Origin of the sequence: Undibacterium sp. (genome assembly GCF_030683615.1) — a bacterium.
Lineage (GTDB): Bacteria > Pseudomonadota > Gammaproteobacteria > Burkholderiales > Burkholderiaceae_D > Undibacterium > Undibacterium umbellatum.
On sequence record NZ_JAUXQE010000010.1, the window covers coordinates 105,461 to 124,128 of the forward strand.

Below are 18,668 nucleotides of genomic sequence, written 5' to 3' on the forward strand. Positions count from 1 at the left end.
ACTTAATCAGCGTAGCCTTAACGCCGCGAGGCGCCGGGAATGGGTGGAAATCCCATTCATTGATTGGAGATAGAATATGGATAATCAGGTAGCTGAACCCACAAGTAGTGCTTTAAATGTAGATGGTGCAGCGCAAGCCTTGGGTGCTTTTCTGGAGCCGCAGGCACATGAAAAGAGTGCTCAGGCGCTGGAGAAGGAAGTTCTGGATGACTTGAGTGGCCGAAGAGACAGGAATGATACTTTGTCTGCCGAGCCAGTCATTGAGGATGCAGAGCAGGACTTGTATGCCGGAGATGATGAGGCTGTCACCATTGTAGTAGATGGCAAGACCGTCAATTTGTCCAAGGCAGAACTGGCAGATGCCTATAAAAATGGCTTGCGTCAATCCGATTACACCAGAAAGACCATGGAAGTGGCTGAGCAGCGCAAGGCTGCCGATGCTGAAATCCATAAGGCCACACAGGAGCGCCAGGAATATGCCAGCAATCTGCAAAAGATGGCGGTGCAAATCGAAGGCGCTTTGAACCAGCAACAGCAGATAGACTGGGAACATCTGCTGGACAACAACCCAGCTGAATATCTGAAACAGCAGCACCTCTATCAAAGGAGACAAGCGGCTTATCAGAAAAATATTCAGCAACAACAACACCTGGCGCATATTGCCCAGGCAGAGCAGGCGCACCATCTGGAGTCTGTGCTCCATACGCAGCAGGAAGAACTTCTTGCCAAGCTACCGGACTGGAAAGACAGCAGAAAGGCTGAGGCCGAAAGTAACGCCATTCGCCGATATTTATTGGAGCAAGGTTTTGAACATCAACTGGTGGACAGCATTGCTGACCACAAGGCAGTTTTGCTGGGACGCAAAGCCATGCTGTACGACGCCATGATGTCCAAAGCCAATGCGGCAGCCAAACGTGTGACGAGCATCCCGCAAAAAGTAGTCAGACCGGGTGTGGGCGAATCGCCCGGTGGTGATGGTCGTCAGGCTGCCATGCAGCGTCTTGCCAAATCCGGCAGAGTTGAAGATGCTGCATCCCTTTTTGCAAAATTTATTTAAGGTCGCGAGACCCCGGAGAAATCTATGACAGCACCAAGCAATACTTTTGTAACAACCAGCGCAATTGGTAACAAGGAAGATCTCAGCGATATCATTTATCGTATTTCACCAACCACGACGCCTTTGATGAACATGGCCGCCAAGGCCAAGGCCAGCAATACTTTGCATGAATGGCAAACGCAGGACTTGGCCAGCGCAGTGACCACCAATGCGCAAGCAGAGGGCGACAATGCTACGGCCAAGAGCGTGACACCGACTGTGCGTTTGAGTAATCGTACACAAATCGCATCGAAGACCGTGATAGTCTCTGGCACCCAGCAAGCAATGAACCCGGCGGGTCGCAAGGATGAACTGGCTTATCAGTTGTCCATGGCTTCGCTGGAATTGAAGCGTGATATGGAGTCGGCCCTGTGTCAACTCGATGTGGCAGCAACTTCGCCACGCCAGGCACGTGGTTTGATCGGTTGGGTGGTTGATAACGTCGATAACAATGCCGGTACTTTGGCATCGTATACCGGTAACACTGGCCGCACGGTCGGTACACCGCGCGCTTTTACTGAAGCACAGTTGAAGAACGTCTTGCAGAAATGCTATAGCGCTGGTGGTGAGCCTGACACCATCATGGTTGGCCCGGCGCAGAAACAGACTTTCTCGACATTTTCTGGCAATGCAACACGTTTCGATAAGTCAGAAGATGCCAAGCTGTATGCGGCGATTGATGTGTATGTATCTGACTTTGGTTCTTTGAAGGTGGTACCGAACCGCTTCCAGGCGTCGCGTGATGTGTTTGTCTTGCAGGCAGATAAATTGGCTCTGGCTTATCTGCGCCCGTTCAGCACGATCGAACTGGCGACGACAGGCGATGCAGTACAGCGTGAACTGGTGGTGGAGTACACACTGGAATGCCGTGCACCGAAAGCACATGGTGCGATTTACGACGTCTTGTAATTGTTGATGTTCGAATATGCAGCCATCGGTTTTTGATGGCGACATAAAAAGCTGGCGGGTGCAAGTCCCGCCTTTTTCAATTGAATTAAAACGCTGTGAAGCGCAGGAGGTTTTATGAATGGTGGATACATCACCGTGTCGTGTCAGACCACCGGAGTGGCAATAGCCACTTCGGCTACGTCTGCATCTGCAACTATTCCAACAATGTCCAGCGGCGAATTGCCGCGCTTTATTCGTGTCGCGGCGACCGCGCCAGCTTGTGTGAGGCTTGGCAAATCATCTGCGACTGCTTTGAGCACGGATTTGCAGGTACAGCCCGGTGATGCGGTCATCCTGAGTGTGAATGGCAATGACAGGATCGCTGCTATCCAGGTGGCTGCTGCGGGTGTGGTACAGGTGTCCCCGCTGGAGAACATGTAATGGCAGTCACGACCAATATCCATGTAGAAGGTGGTGATGTTACGTTTGAGCGTGTGCAGGATTGCACGGCCATTGCTGAGCATACTCAAGCTCTGCACAAGGAAGGAAAGCATGGTTCGGCTGATATGCGGCATGCAGCGTCTTTCCCCATGGTGATCGTAGAGAAATATCTGAATGACAAAGGTATCAGTTTCCAGGAATTCATGGCGGAAGCCGTGCATGTGAAGAGCATGTTGGCTGATCCTGCACTGTCTGCCTTTCGTGTCTGGGGAGGCCAGGTATGAGCGCTATCACTGATTATGCAAGTCTGCAGACAGCCGTGAGTAGCTGGTTGCATCGTACTGATCTGACACCGTTCATTGCTGATTTTATTGCTTTGGCTGAGGCCAAGATGTCGTCGGATATTGTTGCACGACCCATGGATGTACACAGCAATCTACCGACAATAGCTGGCAATGCCTATGTGAACTTGCCGCTTGATATGCTGGAAATGAGGAGGTTGATATTACGCAGTGATCCGGTGACGGTGCTGCGTTATGCTTCTCCAGATCAGCTCAGCGCTGATCACGCAGGTGCCGCAAATGGCAAGCCAGTAGCATTTTCTGTCATTGGCCAACAGCTGCAATTGGCACCGGTACCGGATGCAGCTTATCAACTGGAATTGACTTATCAGCAGCGCATACCAGCTTTGTCAACTATCAATACGACGAACTGGTTGCTGGCGGCTTTTCCCAACGTCTACCTGTACGCTGCTTTGTGCGCAGCCCAGCCTTTCATCATGAATGATGCGCGTATTCCTACCTTTGAAAAACTGTATTTACAAAGTGTGGACGCCATTAATTCCATAGACTGGTATTCAGGTTCAACCATGCAAGTGAGGGCTAAATAATGGCATTAGAAACTGCAAACTATATCAATGATCTGACGATCACAAATCCAACAGCATCTGACCCTAAATCCCAGGGCGATGATCATATCCGCATGTTGAAAACGGTATTGAAGGAATGCTTCGCAGGTTTCACAGGCGCTGTGATTATTACTGCGGCAGAAACGGGTACAGCGGCAGCGCATGTCTTGAATCCAGCAACTGCCTTGTTAGCATATACGACCGGGCTGATGCTGTTGTATCGACCAGTCTATGCAGGGACGGGTGCTTTGACCGTGAATGTGTCTGGACTCGGCGCAAAACCTGTCAAGACTTTGCTGGGGGCAGAGCCTACTGCCGGTGACATTGTTGCCAACCAGCCATTGCTGTTGATGTATGACGGTACAAATTTCGTCATTATTGCAGGGTCAGAGACTTTGCTGCGGACTGGGAATCAGACCATGACGGGGAACTTGACTATGGTCGGGAATCAGATCGTCACAGGTGATTTTTCGGTGTCGGGCAAACTGAGTGGACCTGGCATGTCAGCGAAGGGTAATGTTGATGGCCAAGTATGGGCAGGAGCTCAGGACTTTACTGCTGCAACAATCACCGCTGCAACCAAAACGACAGGAACGGCTACCAACGAAGTCGCTACATGCGCTTTTGTTGTCGCGCAGGCTTTCTCTCCTGTTTTGCCTGGACAAACCGGGAATGCGGGCAAGGTGCTGACGACGGATGGTGCTAACGCGAGTTGGGGGACAAACGCCGCGAGTGTACTGTATTTATACAACAATTTCTGAGGATAAGTATGGCAGCAAATATTTCACCAATTTTCCCGCTGATACCCAGGGTTCTGATATCAGCTCCGATCACTGTAGCAAATACCAGTAAAGATGGTACTGGTCCTGTCACGCAAATTTCTCTTGCAGCAGGCCCGAATGGCGCGTTCGTGGAGAGCGTTGAAGCCTTGCCAGTTGGAACAAATGCGGCATCAGTCTTGCGTGTATTTCTCAATAATGGCTCTGCTACGACGACGTCTGCAAATAATATTTTGTGGGAAGAAATTAGTCTGCCTGCCACTGTATTGAGCGAGGTCGCGGGTCAGACGAAAGTTGTTATTCCATTGAATCGCGCTATTCCAGCTGGTTATACACTCTATGCCACTGTCGGTACTTCAGTGACTGCAGGCTGGCGTGTGCGTGTACATATGGGGGATTATTGATTATGTCTTCAGGTTTTCCAGGATTTCCAGGCGCACCAATGGGATCGCCAAACTACCAGATTTTCGAAAGGTCCGGCAGTTTCATTTTGCCGCAAGCCCTGAACTTTATTGTAGACGTGTTTGGTGGCGGCGGTAGTGGTGGCGGTGGCTACACCGCAGGGTCTGCTTCTGCTTCAAGTGGGGGAGGGGGCGGAGCAAGAAATAGGCAGTTTTTCATAGCTTTGACGCTCAAGCCAGGCACAACTTGTCCTGTTGTGGTTGGTGCGGGCGGAGCGCCGGTAATTTCGCCAGGCAACCACGTGGTGGGGAATACAGGAGGAAAATCGTCATTTGGTAGTCCAGCATTAGGAATTTTTGTGGAAGCCTATGGCGGCGCAGGGGGAGGCGGTGGCGGTGCTGGTGGTGGCGGGATAGCAAGCGCAGGCTCTGGTAACGTAGGGGGAAATCCCTCTATAAGTGGGAATGGACTCTCAGGTGGCGTCAATGCAAACGCATCCTCTGACTATGGTGGAGCACATGGTTGGTCTCATGGCTCGACGTCTCCAGGAAACGCTATATGGGGTGGCGGAGGTGCAGGTGTCTCGAATCAAGGTGGCGGCAGTATTTTTTCTGCAGGTGGTGGGGGAGGCTATCAGCAATTGGGTGGCGCATCAGGTCAATATGCACCTGGCGGTTCCTGGTCTTATTCACCAAAAAATGGCATTTTGCGCGCACTGCAAGGCGGCGGTGGTTGGGGAGGTAGAGGCGCAAATTCGCCGGGAGCAACTGGTGTAGACGGCGGGTTGCCGGGGGGCGGTGGCGGTGGAGTTGACGGAACTGTTGGCGCAGTCACTGGCAAGGGCGGTGACGGCCTTGTAATCATTTACTGGTGGTAATCATGAAAAGCGCAGAAATTCAAGAAGGCATCGTAGTTAATATAGCTTTAGGCATGGTGGCTACTTACATCCCTTGTGATGATACGGTTTCCATTGGCGACCATTGGGATGGCAAGGCATTCACCAAACCATTAATAGAGGAGAAAATTCATGGCAGTTAGTGCTACCGGTGTTGCTGGAGATCCGACTGATCTACGCTCGCAACTGAATAATAGAAATGCAGCTGAATGGTATAAGCAATTTGGTAGAACCGGAGATCAAGCCGGTATTGATTACTGGAACCGGGAAATTGCCAACAAAGGTCAGGAGTTAGCTCAGCGAGCTTTCTACCAGGCGGCCAGCGACAATTTAATCTCAGGTCGAGGTGTTGGTAATGTTCAGGAATCAGGCTCTGTTCACACCAACGGAATTTCGGCGGCTGATTTTTACACGCCTTTTGGCAAAGTGGGTGATCAGGCAGGCATCGACTACTGGAACAAGGAGATTAAAAGTAAGGGCATAGTTTCAGCTCGTGAAGCTTTCCAGGTTGCTGCTGCACAAAACATGGTAAGCGGCAAGGGTATAGGTTCTGGCAATATTCAAAGTGCTGCGAGTACGCAAGCTAATGACGCCACATCGATAGAAGCGAGCAATGCCGGTTCAAAATCTGTGACAGCAAATGGGATGCCCACAGCGGAATACCTGGCTGCCCAGAACGCGAGGATGGCAGCGTTGGGAAATGTTGGTGGTCCTTATCAGGCTGGTGATCTGGGTATGCCTGGCGCAAGTGGTCGCCCGGATTACGAACAAAAACTTGCCGCTATGCGCATGCAATCCGAATTGGCAACCGCTGCTGCCAATCGCCAAAAACAGATGGCGGTCAAGCCATTTGATAGTGTTCAGTCATCTGGTATGTACGCCAGCGATCCACTGATCGATATGCAGCGCCGGATTGCTGAGGCGCAATCCATGAATCCTGCTCAGCAGGAATTCCTGCGGCAACAAATGTCTCAGCTGGCTCCTCAGCAATTGAAGCAATTGGGTGGAATTGACGAAGAGCATCAGACGTATGCAAAAGCATACAACAATGGCGCATACAATAATGCGCAGCAGCAGTTATTCAATCTGCGTCAGGCATATGGCATGGCTGGGATGGAGGCTCCTGCAAATCAACAACAGACAGCACAGGCGCAACAACAGCAAGCACAAAACCCCTATGTGCAGCCGTTCCAGCGGACAGACGCCTATAACAAGGCAGTGAATACGGACTGGTCTAGTCCGAATCAGCCCGGAGCGCAGGACTATTGGCACAACCAAGGGGCTTGGGGGCAGCAGCAGGCAAATCAGCAATCACAAGAAGGACACCCGAATCCCTATAGCTATGGCGTACAGAACAGTCATTTACAAAATCCATTTCAGCAGTACCAGCAAAACCCGTATGGTTTACATAGTCAACAAAATCAGCAGAACCCGTATGGTCAGCAAAACCAGGGATTTCAAAACAGTTTCCAGCAGCCAAAAGGTCTCTTAGATCAGGGGCAACAACTGGTCAGTCAAAATCGCTACGGATTGCTAAGTGCATATGGCTCTCGTTAAAGTGCAGCAAGTTGGTCAATATGGTGTCAACAAAGACTTGTCACAGCATGAGTTGCCCATCAATGCCTGGACAGATGCCCGGAACATCCGTTTCATTGACGGCTATGCATATCAATTTTATGGGCATGGTGAGGTTTATAGTTCACCTGCAGTGATACCCCAGTATGTATTTGCTGTAACTATATCCGGGAATCGGTATTGGGTATATTTGTCTGCGGGAAAAGCATATGCTGTGACTTATTCGGGTGGTTCTGTAACACATACTGACATAACGCATCTGACACCGCGTAATGGTGTCGTCAATCAATGGACGCATGCCCTCTTATCTGGATTGCCAATAGTGAATGTAGGTGACACGTCTAAAATACCAATGACCTGGGACTTGAATGGCTCAAACAAATTCGTTGATCTGGTCAACTGGCCTACCAATACTTACTGTAAGTCCTTACGGGCTTACAAAAATTTTCTGGTTGCCCTGAATGTCACCGCTGCTGGCATCAATAAACCTTTTCTGGTGAAATGGTCGCATCCTGCTGATCCAGGGGCATTTCCATCAACGTGGGACTCGGCAGATACCACCAAGGATGCTGGTGAAACTGATCTTGCTGAAGCCATCAGTCCTATCGTGGATGGCTTGTCGTTGCGGGATTCATTCATCATTTATACAGAAAACTCTACCCATAGAATGGATTATGTTGGCGGGCAATCAGTATTCAGATTCTCTAAAATAATGGGAATGTCTGGCATGCTGAATCGCAATTGCGCGGTAGAGTTTGACGGCTGGCACTTTGTCGTTACTGGCTCAGATGTCATCGTTCATGATGGGCAGTCGGCCACATCTGTACTAGACAAACAGACACGCAGGTCATTTTTTCAAAACATTGATGTGACAAACCGGGGATTGGTATTTTGTTTCAAAAATCCTTTCTTGAACGAAATTTACCTCGCTTATCCTTCAATCGGGGCAAGCGCTTGCAACCAGGCCATGGTGTACAACTTCGTAGACAAAACGGTGTCATTTCGTGATTTGCCAAATGTCAATCATGCAAGTTACGGATCTGTGTCCACAGACTTGGGCGGAGCCTGGGGGCAAGACTCCGATTCGTGGGATTCAGATTTGACATTCTGGAATGGACCAGACTATACACCGGATTCTGCCCGTGTCTTGATGGCATCCAATGACAGAAAACTGTACATGCTCGATGCCTCAGCAAGCTTCAACGGTAGCATACCCCCAGCTTATCTGGAACGTCGGGGGCTTTCGTTTGATACAGCTGAAAGCATCAAATGCGTCAGGGGTATCAGAGCAAGAATATCCGGGAACGTTGGGGAAACTGTAATCATTAGTGTAGGAACAGCGGCGACACCTTATGCAGACCCAACTTATACGGATGTGACCTATACCATAGGTTCAAGTGTCGCATCGGACCTGTTCGTTTCAGGTCGTTACATAGCCATCAAATTCGCAACGGGGACCGCATTTCAATGGCGGCTTGATTCTTTCGATTTTGACGTAGAAACAATGGGGGCATGGTGAGAGCATCCAATCTTGGCACTGTTAATTACGCCCCTGGGCAAGTACCTACAGACGCTGCAGAAATGCAGCGTTTTTTTATGTCTGAGTTACAGAAAATATCAGTCGCTATCAGCTTGATCGGGCTGGGACATCTGGATAAGACAACCGCCGCTCCTATCAAACCCAGGGATGGCGATGTTCGTTATGCGGATGGCATATCCTGGAACCCGGGTTCAGGCGTAGGGGTGTATTACTATAAAGGTGCAACATCTGCGTGGGTATTGTTAGGTTAGAAATGAAGCATGCTGATACTGCTTGATCCGCATCTGCAGTGCCAGCAGATACGAGTTGGAGGAATGGAAATGAAGTTGGAACGGACTCATGACATGAAGACTGTGAAAGATATATTGTCTCACCCTGCGATATTTCCACATATTCATGAAGATGGATTAAACGAAATTGTGCCTCCTGATAGTGGTGCATTTCACTGGATGCTGATTTCTGACAAAGAAGGGGCAGCCGGAGTTTACATGGTTCACTATCATAATCAGTCTTGTGTGGAAATGCATACATGCCTGCTTCCACGGATCTGGGGAGCGAAAGCGAATGACTCTGTTAAATTGCTGAGTAAGTACCTATTTCATCAGCTTGGCGTAAAAAAAGTAATAACCAACGTGCCAGATTACAACAAATTAGCACTCAGATTCGCGAAGGTGAATGGAATGAAAATTGAAGGCGTTAATCGTGAAAGCTATCTGAAAGATGGAAAACTGATTGACCAGATTATGCTCGGTATGACGAGGAAGGAGTGGATATGCCAGTCGCAGGACCAGTGATAGCATCAGTAGCAGGTGCTGTAGCCAGTAGCGCCATGAACAAGGGGGGACCGTCTTCATCAGCCCCCAGTAATCAAACCGTAAAAAATGAAATTGACCCGCGCATGGCTGCAATGCTGTATGGAACGGGAAGAACCTTAAAAGAAGGAGCAAAATCAAATGGTACCGACGAGAACGGACAACCAGTTTACGCCGATTCCGATTACACAGCAGGCACGCCAGGGCTTTTGAGCAGGTTCCAGGGCTATCTGGATCAACCACAAAATGCAGGGTTGGCCATATCTAATCAGGCGTCAGACAACTATGTTGGCAAATTTTCTGCTTACGACTTTGAGCAGCAACGAAATAGCGCCTTAAATCTGATGAATAATCCGCTGTCATCGCCCCACATGCTGGCGGCGTACAGCAATTACACAAATCCGATGCAGGCTGCACTTAGCTTCGCGCCCAATGGGTATGCTGCAGAACGTGCAGGTATTGCTACCGCAGCGCCAGCAGCACAGATCAACGCACCCAGCCAAAACGATTTAAATTTAAATCCGGCACTGAGAAACTTAATTTACGGCGAGCAAGGGAATAATCCCTACCTCGCTGGTGCAATTCAAAAAGGCTTGAATCAGAGTTCGGCAAATTTTCAAAATCTCAAAGATGACATGCTAACCAGCTTCAAGCAGGATTTGCTGCCATCAATTCGGGGTGATGCAATTGTCAATGGCCAATATGGCGGATCTCGACAAGGTTTGGCTGAGGGCAAAGCGGCTGACTCACTAACACGAAATTTGACGCGTACATTGTCTCAGGTCGCTCAAAATCAAACTGATGCAGCTGTCCAGGCACAGGCGCAACAGTATACGCAGGACCGCCAAAATCAACTCGCTGCAGCCATGGGCTTATCTGGACAGCAATATGGGGTGTCAGGTGCAAATGCTGCAGCGACAAATCAGGTTAATCTCGCCAATGCAGGCATGATTAACCAAGGCAATCAATTCAATGCAAACTCGATAAATCAGTCGCAACAACAAGCATTTCAAGCCATGGCCAATTCATTTTTGCAAAATGCTCAGTTACAACAGCAAGCAAATATGACTAATTACCAAGGTGATCAACAAATGAATCTTGCCAACCTGAATAACCGTCAGCAAGCCAACATGCAGAATGGTGCATGGCAGCTAAGTACGAATCAAATGAATAGCCAGAACATGGCGACAGGCGCTGGTTTGCTCGGCGGAATACAAAATAATATTTACAATCAGGCAATGAGCGCCAATGATGCTGGTATCAATCGGGCAATGAAAGTGAATAATCTGATTGCACCGTATGCTAACCTCGGCAGTACGCAAACTACCAATGCAACAGCGCCGATGTATCAGAACCAGGGGGCTAACCTCTTAGGCGGCGCACTGGCGGGCCTTAATATGTACAAACAATTTAGCACTGCATAGCACTGCAAATACGCCTGCAAGTACTGGTAGTAAATGATTATAATTGAAATTTGCTTGATGGCTATTGCCTCTATCTACACCTTATCGTGATGGTCAGGCAACATCTTTCAATTCCGCTTCAATTGTTGTTCTCCAGTAGCGCTCTGAATTATTGCTTCACTCAATACACCAGGGTTCTTGCAGATATTAAGTTCGCAAAACAATCAGCAATGTGTCCGGCATACTAAGCGCTATCCAGATAGTGAGACCGGCGATATTTTGAATAGTTAAGGATTATTATGGGATTACTCGACCTATTTTCAGGCAGTGATAATGATGCACAATCGCAGGCCCAAATGGCTATGGCCGCCGCTTTGCTACAAGCAGGTGGCCCGTCTCGTACGCCCATTTCCCTGGGGCAGGCACTGGGTGGTGCAATGCAGAGCTATCAGCAAACATTACAAAGCGCTAAAGACCGTCAACTGCAACAAGATGCGCTGCGCAGCAGAATGGCTTTTGAGAATGCCAGATTGACATCAGCAATGCGTGACGCACTGCCGCAACAGATAAAGCAGCTAACAGCTGGATTTTCTTTGTCACCGAATCTTGATCCATGGCGGCGCGCTTTGGAAGATGATCCAACGAAACCATATCTTGGCGGCAGAGGATATTTTCCTGATATAAAACCCTTGATGCAGGACGATTTTGAGGTAAATTCGTCAGACAACAACTTTCTATCTTTGTGTTGTCGCTGACGACAATATTTCTATTTTTAAAAATATTCGTTAAACAGCGTCAGTTGAAAGTCAACCTGGCAAGCATAAAACCAGTATACCAAAAACTGAGTTATTTAATAAGTAACCCGCTTCGGCGGGTCATTTATTTTGAGTAGAGAATAAGCTCTCGACGCAACTTAAAATTAAATTTACATCTAGTATTCGCGTGGATATTTCCCGAGCATAGCACTTCCAGTCTTGCAGTCTTCCAGACTCTAAGACTTTCAGACATAGAAATTTCGCCCCCGAAATATTAAAAAATTCATCCAGAAATCTTTACATGAAACTACCTGATCACGCTGAAACTGCCGCCAGCCATGTGGCAGAAGCTATTATCAACAACCCAAAAACTGCACTCGCCGTGCCAGCGATCACTACAGCAATTGCACCCTTAAGTTCAATTGCCGAACTACAAGGTTACTTGTCGATTGCTTCCATGTTCATCGGCATAGCGATTTCGCTCATTCTGCTACGCCAGCGCTGGGTCAGCCTGCAAACAACAGAAATTGAAAGACTAGAAGCAGAACAACGATGGAAAGAACATCAACATGAACAACTTTAATACTTGCATTGCTCCCATATTAAAAAACGAAGGTGGCACCAGCAACCATCCGCTGGATGCTGGCAAACTTACCCGGTTCGGTATCAGCCAGCGTAGCTACCCCAAGCTGGATATTGCAGCGCTCACGGCAGAGCAAGCCAAAGCACTTTACAAGCGTGATTTTTGGGATGCTAATCAGCTGGACCAATTCCCGTTGGTCGTTGCCTTTGAATTCTTCGATTGCGCGGTCAACTGCGGAGCTGGCACGGCAGCAAGATTGCTGCAACGTGCCGTTGGTGTCGCTGAAGACGGCATCATCGGCCCCGTCACCCTGGCAGCAGTTGGCAAGTTCAATGCCGACAAACTGCTCAAACGCATGCTTGCTCACCGCATCAAGTTCTACACCAAATTATCCAACTGGCCTACCTTTGGTGCGGGTTGGGTCAACCGCCTGGCAAACAATGCTTTATGGGAGACAGATCATGTTTGAAAAAATCAATGCAGTCATTAATCTTTTTCGCAAAGGCAGCGAGATCAGCGATGTTGAACTCTGGAAAAACGGCGGCATCTCAGTCGCCGCTCTGGCCGCAGCATTGGGTGCGCTGGCGCAATTTGGTGACGCATTTGGTATCCATTTGGCCATCACGTCAGAACAGCTCAATGGTCTTGCTATTGGCGTCGTCAGTCTTGTCGGTGTCGTGCTCCCTGTCATTACCTCTAAAAGAGTCGGTCTATTGCCAGCAAAAACAGGGCAACCCGTTCCAATCGAAGATCATAGTTTCATCGGCAGCGTGCCAGCAATACCAACACCTATGGCAACAGCCACGTTGCAGCACCAGCCTGACACTGCAATTGTCGACAGCGACAATCCGCTTGCCGGGCTCAACACCACATTCCGTGGTTGATTCGGCGCGCGACTACCTCAACTCAATCGACGGCATCACCCTGAAATATAAATGTCAATTTTAAAGGGCAAACCATGCTGCAAATCGCCGCAACCATATTGCAAGTCATCAGCTTTGTGGCTGAACACAAAGAGCAAATCAAGAAACTGATACTCGACATAGAAAGCCTGATCCCTGCGACACCAGGCAATAGCAAGGCTCTGATCATACGCAACTTCATCGCCACAAGTCTGAATGGGGAAGCGCAAATTGAACAGGCCTGGCCTTTCGTCAATGGCTTGTTTAATGATCTGGTCGCAGCTACCAAACGGCCTGGCTAGACTACGAATTTGCGAAGAATTGCGAGAGAGAGGCTGCCTGGTTTGGGCAGCTTTTTTGTACAAAAATTAGCGCTTTTTTGACAGCTATGCGTAAACACAGACAAGAGTAGGCATAGCAAATCCATTTTAAGAAGGAAAAAACAATGGCAAATTTCCAAAGAATTTTTGGAGAAGATGGACTCCCTTATCTCATCGATACATCAGGTGAACGGGAAAATGAAAGCTATTCGCCATGGAGTAATGGCAATGATGATCTTCAACTAAGGTCAGAGCCTCCACCATTTTCTCGTGGTATGGACTTTGGTTACGGACAAGACATGGCCCGTTTTAGAGAGTTTCAACCAAGTCGCACAGAGTCCATAGGCGTGATATCCAATCCGGGTGAATTGGCGAAATCTGACTTTCTGCGTTCAGAGAAAAATGCTTACCCCGAGAGGAACTTTGATGGTGCCTTTCCGGTCCGAGGAAGAGATGATGTGGCTGCACTATTTAAGAAAGATTATGGATACACAGCCGGCGCCAATGAAATGATTCAATATGTCAACCTGAATCGCTTACCAATCCCCCCCGAGCTGGAACAGGAAATTTTCGATAGAGACCAGACACGATTGTCAATGCGCAACGCTAAAAATAATCCATCGATCTCGTCTTCGACAACTTCACAAACACAAGAAAATCCTGCTGATTTTGTTTTGAGCGGTCCGACGTGGGTAAGTCGATTTCCTACAAGTCGTTCGTTGGATGATCTTCATCCTCAATTTAAGTCAAGTATGAATAGATTTGTCGAAGCAATACGTAGTGGGGGCGGCGACATCAATGTGGATGCTACTTACCGACCATCTGAGCGAGCTTATCTAATGCATTACGCACATAAGATTGCTAGTGGTCAGATTAATCCAGAGGATGTTCCGCCAATGGCAGGTGTACCTGTTCAATGGGTGCATCCAGTCCCAAGTGATTCTGTCAATGCAGCAAGACAAATGAAACAAGCTTATGGTATTGTTTATCCACCTGCACTCGTCTCACGACATACTGCTCGAGGAGCGGTAGACATGAGGGTTACTGGTTTGCTTGGTCGCACCGTTGCTGATGCAAATGGTAATTCCGTCCGAATAGATAAGGAAAGTGACCTTTATCCCGTGGGAGCGAGCTATGGTGTGCGAAAGTTAGTATCCGATAAACCACACTGGTCAGATGATGGAAATTAAAAATACACTCATGCTATCAATGGGATTATTACTATCCCAGTCAATAAACGCGGCGACAGCTCTTGATGGATTTGTAAAAGTATTTCCTGATAAGCCTCCCTTGCTATTTAGTGCTGGAGTTTTATCTGGAGCAGATGAAATTCAGCTTGAATTTCCTGGTAAAGGTGGCAAAGCACAATGCTGTACAAAAGCGGTAATTGAGAAGGAAATTCAATTAGACCCTGGTGATGTTGTTACCGATGAGATGAGCAATCGGAAGATACATGCATATCGCTTGAAATTCAATAATTCCGTCTCTTATCCAGATCCTTTTATGGGATTTGCTGTTATAGGGAAAAATGTGAATGTTCAAGCCAAAGGTATGCAATATCAAATCACTGATAAAAAAGTGGTTTCAACCGTGTCAACTTGTTATAGCTCAGAGGGAATGCATTTGATCAGGCGGGAGGGAAAGAAGAAACTCAGTCATTTGTATATTTCCCTGGGATATGATGTCGAGCCGAATTGTCCCAAAAAAATGTAGGTCCAACGTGAATACTTTTTACCTCCCGTCACCTTCAGCCTTTTGAAATTAGCAACCTAACCACCATCACACATCTGACAAAGTGATGGTGGTTACTGCTACCCATTTTTAAATAGTCAAACCCTCATCCTTGCCGCCGGTCGAGATCATTATAGATCGAGAGCACGCGCTGCTTAGATAGACGGTCTCTTACCCGCAATATCGACACTTGCTGCAACAATTGCCTGCAGCGCCATCCTGACAGGGCAATTGTCGAGAGCGACAACCCACTTGCCGGGCCCGACACCACATTCCGTAGCTGTCTCGGCCCGCGACTACGTCACCTCAATCGACGGCATCACTTTGAAATATACATGTCAATTTTAAAGGACAAACCATGCTGAAAATCGCCGCAACCATATTGCAAGTCATCAGCTTTCTGGCTGAACACAAAGAGCAAATCAAGAAACTGATACTGGACATAGAAAGCCTGATCCCTGCGACACCAGGCAATAGCAAGGCTCTGATCATACGCAATTTCATCGCTACCAGTCTGAATGTGGAAGCGCAAATTGAGCAAGCCTGGCCTTTCGTTAGTGGCTTGTTCAATGATCTGGTCGCTACGACAAAACGTCCGAGCTAAATCCTAATAGCGATGCGAGCATTGAGACCGGGTTCTGGTTCACAGATTGCCACCCTCACTGCGCAAGAAAAAATCTCCACCGTCGCTTTTACAAATATATGCCAACAGGCAGCACTCTGTGCGTCCGCTCTGTTGGCACATATCACCTAAATCGCCTGTGAGATGCATGAGCATGCCGCAACCAATATCAAGAGGAAAATATGACATATAAACTTTACGAAGATGAATCTGACTTGTCTGATCTGTATAAAAATTTGAAGCTTGATGAAGATAATAGTTACTTAAATAAAATGAACACGCCAAGGTTTGACCCAGGTATGCTATCTGGCTATGCTGAGGCACAGCGTGACTTTGATGAAAGATTGCCCCGCTCTGACAATGGCAATGCACTGTTTCCTTCCATCTTGCGTGACCGGGGAGCGATAGATGACGACGCCGAGTGGGCCAAGTCCAACTTCTTGCGATCAGAAAAATCTGGATATGAAACAGGAGACTTTAACACGCGAGACCTGAATGCCGCTGGCTGCACCGTGTCAACCCTGTTCAAGAAGAACTATGGTTATACGCCAAGTGCTGGTGAGTTGAATCAATATGCCAATCTGATCAGATCATCGGCTCCTAGTGAATTCTCTGCGAATATAAAAAATAGCGATGCCTACTTACCTTCACGCTTGCATCAAGATCCACTAAATGAGATGGAAGGAACGCCTCTGGCAAGGGGACTGCTATCGAAATTCTCCGGAAATGACAATGATCGTGACGAGACCGGATTCGACAAATTGATAAGTGGATACTTAGAGAAGGAGGACACAACTGGAGACTCGGATTATGATCAATCCAGCCCGGGCCAGGATGATATGAAGAGGGAAATAGATTTGCTCAACAGGCGCACGAACACACTCGCGAGCGATTCCAAATCAGGTATCATTTCTTCCAATGGCATAGATTATTATTTAACGATGCGTGATCCCAATCGATTAGGAATTTATCAAAATCGAGATTTGACAGCACCTGCTCCAACTAATGAAGATGACTCACATATAGATGTATATCTGCCCAAAAATGATCGCGCTAGTTTTAGCGACGCACGATTTGATGCCATTCGCAGATCTGAGCTTGGCGCTATGCCTGGAAGTAAATACCAGGAAAACACTTCAGGAAAAAAATTGCCATTGAATATTGGTATCGCGAATAATCAAATAGATTCCAATCGACCAGAGTTTAGTGATGCACGGTTTGAAGCTGACAGGAATCGCAGTTTTTGGGATAGTGTAAGACTCAAGATGCAATATGCTGATGCTGCCAAAAGAGATTTTCTCAAGTCAGGGGAGAATCTTTGGGAGAGCATTAGACAGCCAAGGTCTTCTGCCGAATTTAATGATACCAGGTTCAGCGCGGAACAAAACAGGTCATTACTGGATAGCGCCAGACTTAAGGCACAATACGGAATAGCGGCGGCACGGAATCTTTACGGCACTTTATTCAATGAAAGTACCCAAGTGCCAGAGTATAGCGATGCAAGATTTCAAGCTGAAAAAGATCGTGGTTTTTTGGATGCTGCAGCTGGTAAGCTTCAGATATTAAAAGCACAGATTCAAGGTTCTGGAATTGGTAGTACGAAGAATTCTATTGATGGCGGAAATCTAGCGAGTGAAAATTTCTCTGATAGCCCGATCGACTATTCTAAGATGTTGGTGAAAAAGAAGGGTGCCAAATACAGTCAGGATCAGATTGTTGATGGATCGCACATCTACGATCAAATTGACAATTCAAACGGTAGAATGGCCGGAAATTCTCGTGTTTGGGGTGATGCTAATCCCGATGTTCAGAAATCTGCAATTAATGCCCTTATCGCAAAGTCCAGACAGGCAGGTTTAAATGATCAGCAAACTGCTCTGGTTTTGGCGATTGCGCATACCGAATCAGGATTTAATCCAGATGCTACTGCTGGCACAACTTCCGCTTCTGGCCTCGGACAGTTTATAGATAAAACGGGGAAGCATTATGGAGTAAACAATGCAAATCGCTGGGATCTCGGTACTCAGGCCGATGCTTTGGTAAAACATACGGTAGATAATTTGAATCTCGCACAAAAACGTGGGCAGGGGATAGAATATGCATATAAATATCATCATGATGGACCAAGCAAAAATTACGGTGGTCTGGGAATTTCTAACGATATTGTGATGCCACTTGCAAATCAGTACCTGAAAATTTTAAAAGGTGATTAGCTCGTGATTTTTAATCTAAAGGGAATAATTTGATGGTCAGTCTATACAAACTTATATCTGCAGCATTCGCCTTGCTAACTATCACCTGTTCCTCTTATGCTGAAACGGTGACGACCACCTGTGGCGAAAGCAAATTCGAAGTACAGATGAAAAACGAAGGAGGGCCGTTGGAGACGAAATTTGATCTCTATGGCATAAAGGGTAAAGAGAAGAAAAAATTGTTTACGCTTGGTGCAGGTAATTTTGATGCGGCATGCTTAAAAAATAAATCCGGAAAGGCAATGCTCGTATTTCAGTCTGATTGCGGTGGCTCAGTGTGTGTGCCAGAGTATGGCATAGTCGAAACCGATAAGCTGAGCATGTTGTTGACACCTGGCCAGAAGAATAAAAGCAATGCGAAAGCAGCAGAAAAAATCTTGGGCGCACCAGTGCCAGAATTATCTGAAACTAACGAAAAATTCTGTTGCGAAGTCAAAAAGAGATAGATATTATTTTCTGGCGACATTTGTCGCCAGTTAAAACAAATCCTGTGCACATGCATAGGCGCAGGATTTGTCCGTTGTGGAAGTCAATCAGGTCAAGCTTAGACGCAGGCTAAAGGCCTGCTTTGTCCAGGCAGAAAGCAGTGCAATGCTGCAAATCATCTGTAAACCAATCAAGCTGGTCTGCTTGCATGCCAAAAAAGCCAGATTTCTTCTTCCCCATCCCTTCTGTTAAAATATCGACTTTGCGGGTCTGCACTGGCTGGGCGCGTCTTGCATGGTTGATATGTGTGTTCACATTCACCACATGAGCATGACCTTG

General features: G+C 47.5%; 24 protein-coding genes. All 24 read left to right on the top strand.

All coding sequences use genetic code 11. From position 1 onward, the window contains the following. Window positions 1-76 precede the first annotated feature (76 nt). Complete coding sequence (locus tag Q8K39_RS06130) at window positions 77-1,057, top strand: hypothetical protein (RefSeq protein ID WP_305258739.1); 981 nt, start codon at window positions 77-79, stop codon at window positions 1,055-1,057. A gap of 24 nt (window positions 1,058-1,081) precedes the next feature. Continuing rightward, a complete protein-coding gene (locus Q8K39_RS06135) occupies window positions 1,082-2,005 on the top strand; it encodes a DUF5309 domain-containing protein (protein ID WP_305258740.1) in 924 nt (307 codons plus the stop codon). Window positions 2,006-2,119: 114 nt separating this feature from the next. Continuing rightward, window positions 2,120-2,425 (top strand): hypothetical protein, encoded by a 306-nt coding sequence (locus Q8K39_RS06140; protein WP_305258741.1) that lies wholly within the window; start codon window positions 2,120-2,122, stop codon window positions 2,423-2,425. Further along, on the top strand, window positions 2,425-2,709 hold the full coding sequence (locus Q8K39_RS06145; RefSeq protein WP_186956426.1) for a hypothetical protein: 285 nt from the start codon (window positions 2,425-2,427) through the stop codon (window positions 2,707-2,709). Before Q8K39_RS06140 ends, Q8K39_RS06145 begins: the two co-directional genes overlap by 1 nt. Then, on the top strand, window positions 2,706-3,314 hold the full coding sequence (locus tag Q8K39_RS06150; protein WP_305258742.1) for a hypothetical protein: 609 nt from the start codon (window positions 2,706-2,708) through the stop codon (window positions 3,312-3,314). The genes Q8K39_RS06145 and Q8K39_RS06150 overlap by 4 nt, the downstream gene beginning before the upstream one ends. Continuing rightward, a complete protein-coding gene (locus Q8K39_RS06155; protein WP_305258743.1) occupies window positions 3,314-4,093 on the top strand; it encodes a hypothetical protein in 780 nt (259 codons plus the stop codon). Before Q8K39_RS06150 ends, Q8K39_RS06155 begins: the two co-directional genes overlap by 1 nt. Window positions 4,094-4,101: 8 nt before the next feature. Next, window positions 4,102-4,515, top strand: a complete 414-nt coding sequence (locus Q8K39_RS06160) for a hypothetical protein (protein WP_186956423.1) — start codon at window positions 4,102-4,104, stop codon at window positions 4,513-4,515. A 38-nt stretch (window positions 4,516-4,553) separates the two neighbouring features. Beyond that, window positions 4,554-5,390 carry a hypothetical protein gene (locus Q8K39_RS06165; protein ID WP_305258744.1) on the top strand — a complete coding sequence of 279 codons (837 nt, stop codon included), beginning with the start codon at window positions 4,554-4,556 and terminating at the stop codon, window positions 5,388-5,390. A gap of 2 nt (window positions 5,391-5,392) precedes the next feature. Next, complete coding sequence (locus Q8K39_RS06170; protein WP_186956421.1) at window positions 5,393-5,551, top strand: hypothetical protein; 159 nt, start codon at window positions 5,393-5,395, stop codon at window positions 5,549-5,551. Next, window positions 5,541-6,965 (top strand): hypothetical protein, encoded by a 1,425-nt coding sequence (locus tag Q8K39_RS06175; RefSeq protein ID WP_305258745.1) that lies wholly within the window; start codon window positions 5,541-5,543, stop codon window positions 6,963-6,965. Before Q8K39_RS06170 ends, Q8K39_RS06175 begins: the two co-directional genes overlap by 11 nt. 52 nt (window positions 6,966-7,017) lie before the next feature. Next, on the top strand, window positions 7,018-8,502 hold the full coding sequence (locus tag Q8K39_RS06180; protein ID WP_305258746.1) for a hypothetical protein: 1,485 nt from the start codon (window positions 7,018-7,020) through the stop codon (window positions 8,500-8,502). Between the two features lie 77 nt (window positions 8,503-8,579). Then, window positions 8,580-8,774, top strand: coding sequence for a hypothetical protein (locus tag Q8K39_RS06185; RefSeq protein ID WP_305258747.1), 195 nt, complete (start codon window positions 8,580-8,582; stop codon window positions 8,772-8,774). A 9-nt stretch (window positions 8,775-8,783) separates the two neighbouring features. Next, window positions 8,784-9,317 carry a GNAT family N-acetyltransferase gene (locus Q8K39_RS06190; protein WP_305258748.1) on the top strand — a complete coding sequence of 178 codons (534 nt, stop codon included), beginning with the start codon at window positions 8,784-8,786 and terminating at the stop codon, window positions 9,315-9,317. Next, the gene (locus Q8K39_RS06195; RefSeq protein ID WP_305258749.1) at window positions 9,296-10,759 is read left to right on the top strand and encodes a hypothetical protein; all 1,464 of its coding nucleotides are present in this window, start codon (window positions 9,296-9,298) and stop codon (window positions 10,757-10,759) included. The genes Q8K39_RS06190 and Q8K39_RS06195 overlap by 22 nt, the downstream gene beginning before the upstream one ends. A 278-nt stretch (window positions 10,760-11,037) precedes the next feature. Then, a complete protein-coding gene (locus Q8K39_RS06200; RefSeq protein ID WP_305258750.1) occupies window positions 11,038-11,493 on the top strand; it encodes a hypothetical protein in 456 nt (151 codons plus the stop codon). 301 nt (window positions 11,494-11,794) lie between these two features. Beyond that, entirely contained in the window at window positions 11,795-12,076 is a 282-nt protein-coding gene (locus tag Q8K39_RS06205) for a hypothetical protein (protein WP_305258751.1), read from the top strand. Further along, window positions 12,063-12,545 carry a glycoside hydrolase family 108 protein gene (locus tag Q8K39_RS06210; protein WP_305258752.1) on the top strand — a complete coding sequence of 161 codons (483 nt, stop codon included), beginning with the start codon at window positions 12,063-12,065 and terminating at the stop codon, window positions 12,543-12,545. The genes Q8K39_RS06205 and Q8K39_RS06210 overlap by 14 nt, the downstream gene beginning before the upstream one ends. After that, a complete protein-coding gene (locus Q8K39_RS06215) occupies window positions 12,538-12,960 on the top strand; it encodes a hypothetical protein (RefSeq protein WP_305258753.1) in 423 nt (140 codons plus the stop codon). Before Q8K39_RS06210 ends, Q8K39_RS06215 begins: the two co-directional genes overlap by 8 nt. A 74-nt stretch (window positions 12,961-13,034) precedes the next feature. Next, window positions 13,035-13,280 (top strand): hypothetical protein, encoded by a 246-nt coding sequence (locus Q8K39_RS06220; protein ID WP_305258754.1) that lies wholly within the window; start codon window positions 13,035-13,037, stop codon window positions 13,278-13,280. A gap of 143 nt (window positions 13,281-13,423) precedes the next feature. After that, window positions 13,424-14,488: a hypothetical protein gene (locus Q8K39_RS06225; protein ID WP_305258755.1), complete on the top strand. Its 1,065-nt coding sequence runs from the start codon at window positions 13,424-13,426 to the stop codon at window positions 14,486-14,488. Next, window positions 14,478-15,011 carry a hypothetical protein gene (locus tag Q8K39_RS06230; protein ID WP_305258756.1) on the top strand — a complete coding sequence of 178 codons (534 nt, stop codon included), beginning with the start codon at window positions 14,478-14,480 and terminating at the stop codon, window positions 15,009-15,011. The genes Q8K39_RS06225 and Q8K39_RS06230 overlap by 11 nt, the downstream gene beginning before the upstream one ends. A gap of 376 nt (window positions 15,012-15,387) precedes the next feature. After that, complete coding sequence (locus Q8K39_RS06235; RefSeq protein ID WP_305258757.1) at window positions 15,388-15,633, top strand: hypothetical protein; 246 nt, start codon at window positions 15,388-15,390, stop codon at window positions 15,631-15,633. 200 nt (window positions 15,634-15,833) lie between these two features. Then, window positions 15,834-17,864 (top strand): phage tail tip lysozyme, encoded by a 2,031-nt coding sequence (locus tag Q8K39_RS06240; RefSeq protein WP_305258758.1) that lies wholly within the window; start codon window positions 15,834-15,836, stop codon window positions 17,862-17,864. Window positions 17,865-17,935: 71 nt separating this feature from the next. Continuing rightward, window positions 17,936-18,349 carry a hypothetical protein gene (locus tag Q8K39_RS06245; protein WP_186956393.1) on the top strand — a complete coding sequence of 138 codons (414 nt, stop codon included), beginning with the start codon at window positions 17,936-17,938 and terminating at the stop codon, window positions 18,347-18,349. Window positions 18,350-18,668 lie beyond the last annotated feature (319 nt).

Coding starts and splice junctions, on each gene's coding strand:
- Q8K39_RS06130 (WP_305258739.1), top strand. CDS start 77: ATGGATAATCAGGTAGCTGAACCCACAAGTAGTGCTTTAAATGTAGAT.
- Q8K39_RS06135 (WP_305258740.1), top strand. CDS start 1,082: ATGACAGCACCAAGCAATACTTTTGTAACAACCAGCGCAATTGGTAAC.
- Q8K39_RS06140 (WP_305258741.1), top strand. CDS start 2,120: ATGAATGGTGGATACATCACCGTGTCGTGTCAGACCACCGGAGTGGCA.
- Q8K39_RS06145 (WP_186956426.1), top strand. CDS start 2,425: ATGGCAGTCACGACCAATATCCATGTAGAAGGTGGTGATGTTACGTTT.
- Q8K39_RS06150 (WP_305258742.1), top strand. CDS start 2,706: ATGAGCGCTATCACTGATTATGCAAGTCTGCAGACAGCCGTGAGTAGC.
- Q8K39_RS06155 (WP_305258743.1), top strand. CDS start 3,314: ATGGCATTAGAAACTGCAAACTATATCAATGATCTGACGATCACAAAT.
- Q8K39_RS06160 (WP_186956423.1), top strand. CDS start 4,102: ATGGCAGCAAATATTTCACCAATTTTCCCGCTGATACCCAGGGTTCTG.
- Q8K39_RS06165 (WP_305258744.1), top strand. CDS start 4,554: ATGGGATCGCCAAACTACCAGATTTTCGAAAGGTCCGGCAGTTTCATT.
- Q8K39_RS06170 (WP_186956421.1), top strand. CDS start 5,393: ATGAAAAGCGCAGAAATTCAAGAAGGCATCGTAGTTAATATAGCTTTA.
- Q8K39_RS06175 (WP_305258745.1), top strand. CDS start 5,541: ATGGCAGTTAGTGCTACCGGTGTTGCTGGAGATCCGACTGATCTACGC.
- Q8K39_RS06185 (WP_305258747.1), top strand. CDS start 8,580: ATGTCTGAGTTACAGAAAATATCAGTCGCTATCAGCTTGATCGGGCTG.
- Q8K39_RS06190 (WP_305258748.1), top strand. CDS start 8,784: ATGCTGATACTGCTTGATCCGCATCTGCAGTGCCAGCAGATACGAGTT.
- Q8K39_RS06195 (WP_305258749.1), top strand. CDS start 9,296: ATGCCAGTCGCAGGACCAGTGATAGCATCAGTAGCAGGTGCTGTAGCC.
- Q8K39_RS06200 (WP_305258750.1), top strand. CDS start 11,038: ATGGGATTACTCGACCTATTTTCAGGCAGTGATAATGATGCACAATCG.
- Q8K39_RS06205 (WP_305258751.1), top strand. CDS start 11,795: ATGAAACTACCTGATCACGCTGAAACTGCCGCCAGCCATGTGGCAGAA.
- Q8K39_RS06210 (WP_305258752.1), top strand. CDS start 12,063: ATGAACAACTTTAATACTTGCATTGCTCCCATATTAAAAAACGAAGGT.
- Q8K39_RS06215 (WP_305258753.1), top strand. CDS start 12,538: ATGTTTGAAAAAATCAATGCAGTCATTAATCTTTTTCGCAAAGGCAGC.
- Q8K39_RS06220 (WP_305258754.1), top strand. CDS start 13,035: ATGCTGCAAATCGCCGCAACCATATTGCAAGTCATCAGCTTTGTGGCT.
- Q8K39_RS06225 (WP_305258755.1), top strand. CDS start 13,424: ATGGCAAATTTCCAAAGAATTTTTGGAGAAGATGGACTCCCTTATCTC.
- Q8K39_RS06230 (WP_305258756.1), top strand. CDS start 14,478: ATGGAAATTAAAAATACACTCATGCTATCAATGGGATTATTACTATCC.
- Q8K39_RS06235 (WP_305258757.1), top strand. CDS start 15,388: ATGCTGAAAATCGCCGCAACCATATTGCAAGTCATCAGCTTTCTGGCT.
- Q8K39_RS06240 (WP_305258758.1), top strand. CDS start 15,834: ATGACATATAAACTTTACGAAGATGAATCTGACTTGTCTGATCTGTAT.